This is a genomic window from Clostridium sp., from assembly GCF_016650095.1.
In the GTDB taxonomy this organism is placed as follows: Bacteria; Bacillota; Clostridia; order Clostridiales; family Clostridiaceae; genus Clostridium_AD.
In genome coordinates this window covers 1-11101 of record NZ_JAENWL010000086.1, presented here as the reverse complement: position 1 = coordinate 11101, position 11101 = coordinate 1, and the positions used below count along the sequence as shown (strand labels likewise).

General features: G+C 31.3%; 11 protein-coding genes and 2 other annotated features. All 11 genes read right to left on the bottom strand.

The features are described 5' to 3' along the window. Positions 1-47 precede the first annotated feature (47 nt). Entirely contained in the window at positions 48-1682 is a 1635-nt protein-coding gene (locus JJE11_RS07235; RefSeq protein ID WP_291634063.1) for a S41 family peptidase, read from the bottom strand. A gap of 219 nt (positions 1683-1901) precedes the next feature. Then, positions 1902-2501, bottom strand: a complete 600-nt coding sequence (locus JJE11_RS07230; protein WP_291634061.1) for a cell division protein ZapA — start codon at positions 2499-2501, stop codon at positions 1902-1904. Between the two features lie 180 nt (positions 2502-2681). Beyond that, on the bottom strand, positions 2682-5060 hold the full coding sequence (gene pheT, locus JJE11_RS07225; RefSeq protein ID WP_291634059.1) for a phenylalanine--tRNA ligase subunit beta: 2379 nt from the start codon (positions 5058-5060) through the stop codon (positions 2682-2684). Between the two features lie 67 nt (positions 5061-5127). Continuing rightward, entirely contained in the window at positions 5128-6147 is a 1020-nt protein-coding gene (gene pheS, locus JJE11_RS07220; protein ID WP_291634057.1) for a phenylalanine--tRNA ligase subunit alpha, read from the bottom strand. Positions 6148-6221: 74 nt separating this feature from the next. Beyond that, positions 6222-6433 (bottom strand) — a binding site (T-box leader). Between the two features lie 59 nt (positions 6434-6492). Continuing rightward, positions 6493-7284: an RNA methyltransferase gene (locus tag JJE11_RS07215; protein WP_291634055.1), complete on the bottom strand. Its 792-nt coding sequence runs from the start codon at positions 7282-7284 to the stop codon at positions 6493-6495. Positions 7285-7296: 12 nt separating this feature from the next. After that, positions 7297-7956: a TrkA family potassium uptake protein gene (locus JJE11_RS07210; RefSeq protein WP_291634053.1), complete on the bottom strand. Its 660-nt coding sequence runs from the start codon at positions 7954-7956 to the stop codon at positions 7297-7299. 11 nt (positions 7957-7967) lie between these two features. Continuing rightward, entirely contained in the window at positions 7968-9332 is a 1365-nt protein-coding gene (locus JJE11_RS07205) for a TrkH family potassium uptake protein (RefSeq protein WP_291634051.1), read from the bottom strand. A gap of 122 nt (positions 9333-9454) precedes the next feature. After that, a complete protein-coding gene (gene rplT / locus JJE11_RS07200) occupies positions 9455-9814 on the bottom strand; it encodes a 50S ribosomal protein L20 (protein ID WP_216306753.1) in 360 nt (119 codons plus the stop codon). Between the two features lie 27 nt (positions 9815-9841). Next, positions 9842-10039, bottom strand: a complete 198-nt coding sequence (gene rpmI / locus JJE11_RS07195) for a 50S ribosomal protein L35 (RefSeq protein WP_216306752.1) — start codon at positions 10037-10039, stop codon at positions 9842-9844. A 20-nt stretch (positions 10040-10059) separates the two neighbouring features. Beyond that, on the bottom strand, positions 10060-10587 hold the full coding sequence (gene infC, locus JJE11_RS07190) for a translation initiation factor IF-3 (protein ID WP_291634047.1): 528 nt from the start codon (positions 10585-10587) through the stop codon (positions 10060-10062). A 34-nt stretch (positions 10588-10621) separates the two neighbouring features. Then, positions 10622-10732: a sequence feature (ribosomal protein L20 leader region), on the bottom strand. A 142-nt stretch (positions 10733-10874) separates the two neighbouring features. After that, positions 10875-11101, bottom strand: a 227-nt coding sequence (gene ytxC, locus JJE11_RS07185) for a sporulation protein YtxC (RefSeq protein WP_291634045.1), incomplete at its 5' end; no start/stop codon positions are given.

The following is an 11101-nucleotide window of genomic DNA, read 5'->3' as shown; positions in this document are numbered from 1 at the left end:
TACTTTATACTTTATACTTTATACTTTAATTATACCCAAATAAACACCTAAGGTACTATATATTTTATTACGGTACCTTGCACAATTTTTTTCCCGTTTGCATCACATACATTATCATTTACTACTAAATAATATGTTTGTCCCTTTTGTAGTTGATCTATTGGTGTTGCTATCACTGTATTATTATTAGTATCAAATTTCAGTGGAATTCTTTTTCCTGTAATCTCATCTATAAGTTCAATTCCTTGTGACTTTATACTATCTATATCTATTGGCATATTAAAATTAATACTAAAATGCTTATCTACATTTATATCCTTTTTTAAATCACTTAATATTTTATAATTAGAAAAGCCATGAAGAATCTTATTACTTAACTGATCACTAGTATTTTTTTCCCATCCTACATTAGTTCCTAGGTAAGAGTTATAAGATGCATTGTTGTTTAATATATAGTTATATGCAGTCCAATATTCTTCACTTCTAGCCATTTTAAGGTTAATATAAAACTGTTTTCCATCTAAATCAATTCTCATATATCCACTTTTATCATTAGGTACACTTGTACTACTAAGAAGTAACTTAGCTACCTTCAAAGAATCTATTTTTTCATCTTTAACTGCAAAGTCTGGAGACACTCCAGTCTTATGGATTACATTTCCATTAGGAGAAAAAAACTTTTCCACAGTAAGCTTAAGGAAGCTACCATCAGACAATGGGAACATTTGTTGGGCAACTCCTTTTCCATAGGTTGTTGTCCCTATAAACGTAGCCTTATCATAATCCTTAACAGCAGCTGCTAATATTTCTGATGCACTAGCAGAGTATTCATTTATTAAAAAAACAACAGGCTTTCCTATTATTTTTCCATGGTCAACACCGTTATATTTATATTCACGATTAAGTTTATCCTCTATAATAATTGCTGGATTATTCCCAATAAAATGGCCTGCTATATCTAGCGCTGTGCCCATATATCCACCTCCATTATACCGAAGGTCTATAATGTAGCTATTAGCTCCCATTGAATCCATTTTTTCTAATGCTGCAGAAAATAAATCACCAGTATCATCTCCAAAAGATACAATAGATATATATGCTGCTTTGCCCTCTAGCATTTCACTTTCTACGGTTGGTGACTTTATAACTCTACGCTGAATATTAAAGTTAAGTACTTCTGTGCCTCTTTTCACTACTATCTTAACATAAGTACCCGTTTCACCCTTTATGTATTTTATTGCCTCCTCAACTGAAATCCCAACTAAATTTATTGTATCTGCTTGTACAATAATGTCACCAGCCATAAGTCCTACATCTATTGCTGGAGAATTATCAATAACTCTAGTAACCTTTATTCCTTCTGTAACCATTTCAACTCCAATACCTATTCCACTAAATGTATTGTTTATGCTACCTACAAATTCGGAATACTCCTCTTTTGTAAAATAATCCGAATAGGGATCATCTAGTCTCGTAACCATTTCATCTAAATCAGGAGCATTTAATACATAATCTGATACTGTATTCACATAATTATTTGTTAAAATAGCTTTACCCTCTTCTAGTATGCTGGTCTGGGCTAATACTTTTGTATATATAGGGGTTAAAATTAATAATAATATTAAGAATGTACTTAATACTTTTTGAAACTTGTACCCATTTTTAAAATGTTGTTTTTTCATACACTATCTCCTGTCAAATAATATTTTTTACCTTTTCATAATTATCTATTTTTCTAATACAATAAATAGTTATAATTCTATTTTACTACAACTAATTATACAGTGTAAATGTATAAATTATTCTTGTTTATTTATAATTTCCTATACAACAAAAAATCGCCTTTCGGCGATGATGTGCAGCTTCAAAGAAGATAATTTAACCATTCTTTATTAAATACTTTACTTTTTACGCGAAGTTAAAAGAGGATTATTATTTTTTTTTTGTTTAGCTAAACTAATTTGGTATTCTATCAATTTGTTTTGCAAATCGATTATTTTGTATTTAGAAGATTGGAGCCTAAATCTCATTTCTTTATTTTCTGCTTTTATACTTCTATTTTCCTCAATATAACTCTTTGAAGATTCTTGCATAACATCTAATTCTTGTTGACTCTTTATATTTTCATTTTGTATGGTTTTCACATACTCACTACTTTCTATCTTTTTACATTTATTAAGCAACTCTTGGTTATATGCTTCCATATGATTCAATTGTTTCTTAAAATCTTCTAAGTTCACAGTCACTTCTTTATCATGTGTTTCTAGAGATTCAACTTTATCTGAAAGTTCCTTACACAGCGAACGACTTTTAAACAAATCGTCACCTAAATTTAAAGCAGTTAAAATTGCTGTTGAAGAAGTACTAAGTTTTTCATTATTTCCCATTATATTCTTTATTTTCTTATCAACATAGCTAGCTACCATATGTAAATATTCTTCTTTTTCTTCACCTTTTAAATTATATTCAATACCATTTATCTTTATTGTTACCACGTTCATCTAAAACACCCTCTTAGACAGATTAGTTACTTTTATTGTATCACAATATAGCTTTTAATAAAACCAATATTTTCAAATTAAATATACAAGTAAAACAACTAATATACTAATCCGTTATTTTTTATGATGATTGATATTAGTAAAACTCCCTTATTTTTAAGAGAGTTTTACTTTAAATTACTACCTAAGTTGTGCACCTAATTTATGTTCTAGAGATCTTAATATTTTTTCATGCACCTTATTTACTTCTTCATCAGTTAACGTCTTGTCATCACGTCTATATAATATAGCGTAGGCTATACTTTTCTTGCCCTCTGCAATTTGTGCGCCTTTATACACATCAAATAACTTAGCACTTTCTAAAATATTGCCACCTTGTTTTACAATTACATCTTCAATGTCTTGCACTAAAATTGCATCTTCAACTATAAGTGCAATGTCCCTTGTTACAGCTGGGAATTTTGGAAGTGCTTTATACTTTTTATTTAAGTCAGCATGTTTATATAATACATCTAAATTCAATTCTGCAATATAACATCTTGGTTCTAGTTCATAGTTCTCTGAGACACTTGGATGAATTTCTCCAACCACACCTACAAGTTCTCTCTTTACATATAGATTTGAAGTCTTTCCAGGGTGATAAGTTGGATTTTCACTTTCTCTTTTGAAAGATGTATTTCTTATTCCTAAAATATCTACTACATTTTCCACTACACCTTTTAAATCCAGATAATCAACATTTCCATACATTCCTATAGTTAATATATTTCTCTCTTCTGGAAGCTTAGTATCATCTTCATTTGGTATATACACTTTACCTATTTCGAATAATTTAGCTTCTTCATTATTTCTTGAATAATTTCTACCTAAGCATTCCATCATAGATGCTATAGTTGTAGTTCTCATTATACTATAATCTTCTCCTAACGGATTTTTTATAGTAACTACTTTTCTGAGTTCACTGTCTTCCGAAACTAAAATTTTATTAAATATTTTAGGACTTACAAATGAATAGCTTATTGATTGATTAAGTGCACTGCTAATTAAAGCCGACACGACTTTTTCCTCTAATTTTTGCTTTTCACTTTTCCCACCCTTTAAAGTTTCACAATTTGGAATAGTAGATGGTATATTATCATAACCATACATTCTAGCTATTTCTTCTGCTACATCTTCTTTAATATTCATATCAGATCTATTGGTAGGTATTTGTACAATTAGAAAATCACCTATTATTTCTGTAGCCATTTCCAATCTATCAAGGTACATTTTCATATCATCCTTAGTTATATCAGTTCCTAAGAATTTATTAATCCACTTTGAATCTACTTCTAAACCATGAGGTTTAAGGATTTTAGGATATACATCAATGCATCCTTCCATTATTTCACCTGCACCTAATTCTTGTATTAGGTGACATGCTCTATCTATTGCCATTTTAGCCATATTGGGATCTAAATCTTTTTCATATCTTGAAGATGCATCAGTTCTTAAAGCTAATTTTTTAGAAGATAATCTTATATTAACACCCTCAAAATTTGCACTCTCAAATATTATGCTTGTGGTATCTGCTTTAATTTCTGAATTTAAGCCTCCCATAATACCTGCAATTGCTATAGCTCTATCTCCGTCTTTTATAGTTAAAACGCTTTCACTGAGTTCTCTTTCTGTTTCATCCAATGTAATAAATTTTTCAAAAGCATTCGCTCTTTCAATGACTATACCATTAGTAGTGATTTGCCTAGCATCAAAAGCGTGCATAGGTTGACCAATCTCTAGCATAACAAAATTTGTAATATCCACTATGTTATTAATAGGCCTAAGTTCTGCTTCTAAAAGTCTTTCCTGCATCCATTGTGGTGAAGGCTCTATTTTTACATTTTTTATACCTTTTAACATGTATCTTCTGCAAAGCTCATCTTTAATATCAACCTTATAAATATCTTCCACATTGTCGAGGGAGGTAGCTTTATAATCAATGGCTGGTTTTCTATACTCTGTACCTAAAGTCGCTGCCGTTTCCCTAGCCATTCCTAGAATACTAAGGCAATCTGCTCTATTTGAAGTTATCTCAAAATCTATTAATACACTTTGAAGATTCAATACTTCCCTTATGTCTTGCCCAATGGTCGTATCACTAGGAAGTATCATTAGTCCATCAAATATTTCATCCCCTGCAATCCCAAGTTCTTCCTCAGAGCAGAACATACCATTTGAAACTATGCCACGAAGCTTACCTCTTTTTATTTTTACTCCTCCATGTAACGTTGATCCATGAAGTGCTACTGGTATAATATCCTGCTCACTCATATTAGTAGCTGCTGTAACAATTTGTATTGGCCCTTCAAGTCCTATATTTACTTGACATACAACTAATGAATCAGCATCAGGATGTTTAATAATTTCTGTTATTTTCCCTGCAACAACATTTTCAATTTCAGCACCTGATATAATAACCTCTTCTACTTTTGAACCAGACATAGTTAATTTATCGGAAAGCTCCTTCGCTGATATATCTATATCTACATAATCTTTAAGCCATTTAACTGGAATCTTCATTTTATATCCTCCTAGTATCCGTATTAGTACAAAACAATTATTAATTGTTTTGTCTCCTATCATCATTTTAGAATTGTTTTAAAAATCTCATATCACTTTCATAAAGTGCTCTAATATCGTCTATTCCATATTTTAACATTGTAATTCTATCAAGCCCAAATCCGAAAGCAAATCCGCTATAAACTTCAGGATCAATTCCACAATTTCTTAAAACCTGTGGATGAACCATTCCACAACCTAAAAGTTCTATCCACCCGCTACCACTACAAACCTTGCAACCTTTACCATTACACACAAAACAAGTAGCGTCCATCTCTGCTGATGGTTCTGTAAATGGAAAATGATGTGGCCTAAACTTCGTTTCCATATTTCCACCAAACATCTTTTGCGTAAATAGCTCTAATGTTCCTTTCAAATCAGCAAACGTAATTCCCTTATCTACTACCAAACCTTCTATTTGATAAAATATTGGTGAATGAGTAGCATCTACTGCATCCGATCTATAAACTTTACCTGGTGAAATCATTTTTATAGGCGGTTTCTGCACCTCCATAGTTCTGATTTGTACTGGTGAGGTTTGAGTTCTTAGAACTATACTATCATTTATGTAAAAAGTATCTTGTTCACCTCTTGCAGGATGATCTTTAGGTATGTTTAACGCCTCAAAATTATAATAATCTTTTTCTACCTCCGGGCCCTCCTCAATAGAGAATCCCATGGATAAAAATATTTCATTAACTTTTTCAAGTGTTAATTCCAATGGATGTCTTTTACCTACTATTTGTTTTTTCCCTGGCATAGATATATCTATAACTTCACTTTTTAGTTTTGTTTCCCTTTTATTGTTTTTTAATATATCTGAGGCTTTAGTTATAAATGCTTCTATGTCCTCTCTAGCTTCATTAGCTAGTTTACCAACAATTGGTCTTTCTTCATTTGATAGCTTTCCCATACCTCTTAATATTTGTGTAAGTTCTCCTTTTTTGCCTAAATACTTAACTCTGATACTTTCTAATTCTGTTTGAACGGCAGATTCTTTTAGTTCTGCGAGTGCTGCAGCTTTTATCGCTTTTAACTTTTCCTTCATAATGAATGCTCCCTTCATATTTATGTAATTTTTAAATTTATAAATTTTTATAAAACAAAAAAAACCGTCCCTACTGAAGGGACGGAAAATCCGCGTTACCACCCTAATTGACTAGAAAAGTCCTCTTAGATAAAATTATCGATTCTACCCGCTAACAGCTACTTTGTTTCACTATTAGAACTCCGGAGTGAACTTCGATATAAAAATTTTTTAAGTAAGCTCTCAGTCTAAGGCTTCTTATCCCTGTAAATATTTTTATATTTACTTTCTCCATCACAGTTTATTTTTATTTATTAAAGTATACAGAATATTATAACCAAAACTACAAAAAATTTCAACTTAATTTTAAAATTTCACACAATTATTTTGTCTTACGACTTCATACATCATAATTGATGCGGCTATTGCCACATTTAAAGATTCTGCATTACCAGGCATAGGGATTTTAATTTTCAAATCACATATTGCATACACTTCAGCGCTTATTCCATTCCCTTCATTTCCAACTGCTATAATAACTTTTTCTTTTAAATCTACATCATAAAAGTTTTTATCACAATCCAGCGAGCTAGTAACTAGCTTGAATCCATCATTCCTAAGTTTCTGCACCAGTTTTAAATCGCTGTCATATATAATAGGTATTTTAAAAATAGAACCCATTGTTGCTCTTAAAGTTTTCTCATTATAAATATCCACAGTTCCTTTTGTAATTATAACCCCAAGTGCTCCCGCTGCATGAGCAGTTCTAATTATAGTTCCCATATTTCCTGGGTCTTGTATTTTATCAGCCAGCATATAAAAACCCTGATCATATTTAATCCCTACAGGTTTATTCCTAACTGAAGCAATAATACCTTGAGGATTATCCGTATCGCAAATACTTTTAAATATACTATCACTAATGGTATAAACTTTAGTATCTTTCTGTAGCGTGTTTTTCACAGAGGAGTTTTCATATTTAGCCTCTCCTCTAGCACTTATAAAAATGTGCACCACTTCAAACCCTGAGTTTAATGCTTCTTCGACAAATCTAAAACCCTCAACTAAAAACATGTTACTGTTTATTCTATATTTTTTTTCTTTTAACCTTTTAATGTCTTTAATCAATAAATTATCCTTACTTTGAATATTTTCCAAACGAAGTACCCCTTATTTAACTAAATTTTCTAATCTATTTAATTCTTCAATACTGCCTATGGCCACAATTACATCACCTGGTTCAATACTATTATCAGCAGATGGAGAAACATCGATATCATTGTTCCTTTTTATAGCCATTACATTTATGCCATATTGAGCTCTTATATTTAATTCTCTAAGTGTCTTGTTGTGCCATTCTTCTGGACTAACAACTTCCGCTATACTATAATCAGGAGATAATTCTATATAGTCTAATATATTGGATGACACTAAATTATGAGCAACACGCACACCCATATCTCGTTCCGGAAAAACTATTCTATCTGCACCTATTTTATATAATACTTTAGCATGTAACGCATTAGTTGCCTTTGTAATTACATATTTTACTCCGAGTTCCTTAACTAAGAGTGTTGCCATAATGCTAGATTGGATATTGGAACCTATACTAATAACAGCCACATCAAAATTACGAATACCAAGGGCTCTTAAGCTGTTTTCATCATTTGCATCAACTTGAACTGCATGAGTCACTTTATCAGAGATATTTTGAACTACTTCTTCATCAAAATCAACTGCCAATACATCATTTCCTAGTGAATATAATGTCTCAGCAACAGACGTTCCGAATCTACCTAGGCCTATAACAATAAACTGCCTTTTACTCATTGACTCCACCCCTATCCAATTAAAATTTTATCCTCTGGATATTTTATAGTTCCAGATTTGGCCTTTTTACTTTTAGCTAATGCCAAGATTATAGTAAGCGGCCCTACTCTACCTGCATACATGGTAAATATTATTATTATTTTACCTACAACTGTTAATTTTGTAGTTAACCCTAGTGTTAACCCAACTGTAGCATACGCTGAAGTAGCCTCAAATAGCAAGTATTCAAAACGTATATCCGGTGGTTCTGTAATAGATAATATCATAGTAACCGATATAACAAGCACTAATGCAAGTATAGCTATTACAAAGGCTTTATAAACAACTTCTTTGTTTATGCGTTTTTGAAATATTTCAGTATCTTCACGCCCCTTGACCACAGACACTACAGTCATAAAAAGCACAACCGCAGTAGCCGTTTTCACTCCACCAGCCGTTGAACCAGGCGATCCACCAATAAACATTAAAATCATTGTTAAAAACTTTCCTGCTGTTGTCATTTTATCTATTGGAATAGAGTTAAACCCAGCCGTTCTAGGCGCAACCGATGCAAAAATTGAAGACAAAAATTTGCCCTTAATAGACATACCTTGCATTGTGCTTGAATTGTTCATTTCAAAAATGAACATAAATATTGCCCCCAAAACTATTAATACTAGCGTAGTATAAATAACTACCCTAGAATGAAGTGACAACCTTTTAATTCCATTACGGTTATAAATATCTACCCAGACATAAAATCCTAACCCACCTATCACGATTAGTGCTGACATTGTTAATATTATTACAGAATTGTTAGCATATCCAGTAAGACTTGTGAAATTTCCCATAAGATCAAATCCAGCATTACAGAAAGCCGAAACAGCATGGAATACACTATAATATATTCCTTTTGAGATTCCAAATTCAGGAATAAATTGTGTTGAGAATAACACGGCACCTATTCCTTCAACCAAAACTGTAAACATCAGTACATATTTAACCATCTTTACTAATCCTTGTAATGAGTTCACATTCAGTGCTTCTTGCATTACTAGTCTTTCCTTTAATGTTATTCTTCTACCTAAAACTATAAAAACAAGCGTAGTCACAGACATAAATCCAAGTCCACCTATTTCTACTAGTACCATTATCACTGTTTTACCAAAGTATGTCCAATACGTTCCTGTGTCTAGTATTACTAGACCTGTAACGCACACAGCAGACGTAGAAGTAAATATACAATCTATAAACGGTGTAATCTCGCCACTTTGGGAAGCTATAGGCAGACTAAGAAGTATTGCGCCTATACATATTAATATAGCAAAACCTAATGCAAGTATTTGAACAGGAGTATAAATATTTTTCTTAATAAGAGCTTTAGTACCTAAATTCAAATTAATCACCTCTAAAAATTTTGCGGAGATGTCATATTTCTATATTATATCACTTAACATATCTTTGTCAAAAATGCAATAAAAAATGTAGCCCAAGGGCTACATTTAAAAATAAATATTTCTTAAGCTTGTAATTGTTTTTTTGCAACTTCTACTAATTCAGCAAAAGCTTTTGGATCATTTATAGCAATTTCAGAAAGCATCTTTCTGTTAATATCTATTCCTGCAAGTTTCATTCCATTCATGAATCTTGAATATGAAAGATCACTTAATCTTGAAGCCGCATTAATTCTGGCTATCCAAAGTGTTCTAAAATCTCTCTTCTTTAATTTTCTTCCTATGTAAGCATTTCTAAGTGCTCTCATTACTGACTCATTAGCTGTTTTAAATAACTTGCTTCTTCCACCGTAGTAACCTTTTGCAAGCTTTAGTACTTTTTTATGGTTTTTACGAGAGTTAACTGCTCTCTTTATTCTTGCCATTTTATATTCCTCCTAATTACCATTCAATTATAAGTATGGTAACAATTTCTTCATTGCTTTAATTTGAGTTGTTGAAACATATCCAGTTTTTCTTAAGTTTCTTTTTCTTTTTGCACTTTTCTTTGTTAATATATGACTTGTAAAAGCTTTCGCTCTTTTAAGCTTTCCTGTTCCTGTTTTCTTAAATCTTTTTGCTGCGCCTCTATGTGTTTTCATCTTAGGCATAATAAAATTCCTCCTTTCGGTTATGCTCGTTTAGGAGCTAAAATCATTATCATATTTCTTCCCTCTTGTCTCGCTGGTTTCTCAACAATGTAAACATCACCGATTTTTTCTACAAAGGACTTTAATATCTTATGACCCACTTTTGAATTTTCAATTTCTCTTCCTCTAAATCTTACAGTTATTTTTACTTTGTCTTCATCTAAAAGAAATTTTTTAGCATTACTAGCCTTAATTGCAATGTCATGATCTTCGATTGTTGCACTTAATCGTATTTCTTTAAGATTTACGACTTTCTGCTTCTTTTTAGCTTCTTTTTCTTTCTTCTGTTTTTCATAAACAAACTTACCAAAATCCATTATTCTACATACTGGTGGTTTTGCGGTAGGCGACATCATAACTAAATCTACATCTTTCTCTTCTGCAAGCTTTAACGCATCTTTAGTGTTCAAAATACCTAATGCAGAGCCATCAAATCCTATAACTCTTATTTCTTTCACTCTTATTTCTTCATTCATCATGAAATCTTTGTTTTTACTAATAGTTTTCACCTCCTAAGTATATTTAGAAAATTTTATAATATTCAAATAAATAAAAGGACGACAAATGCCGTCCTTAATAGTAACAAATTCAAATTACTAATTAACCTAACTAGCAGTACTGTTAGGTGAGAAACGGCTGTTTCTTCTTGTAAAAGATAATTCTATTATATTAAAATACTTTTTATGTTTTCGTTCACAACAATTTAAATTATACTATTTGAATATTTATTTGTCAATACTTATTTTAGAATTGTTTTAGATTTATCCTATACCATTATCTAATCATCTTTGCCTTTTTATTTTTTCTCAATTGCATTACCACTATTCATAATTCCTTTTTTTAGCTTTTCACATTCATCGCATTTATCACAATAATAAACTCTATCTACAAAGACCTTACTTATCGTTCCAATTAATTCCTTGTTTTTGCAATTATCAACGCAGTGTATAATTACTTTTTTAGGAGCACTAGTAATCATGGTACTAATTATAAGTTCTTCTTGATTTTCTTTTGTATCGAAAT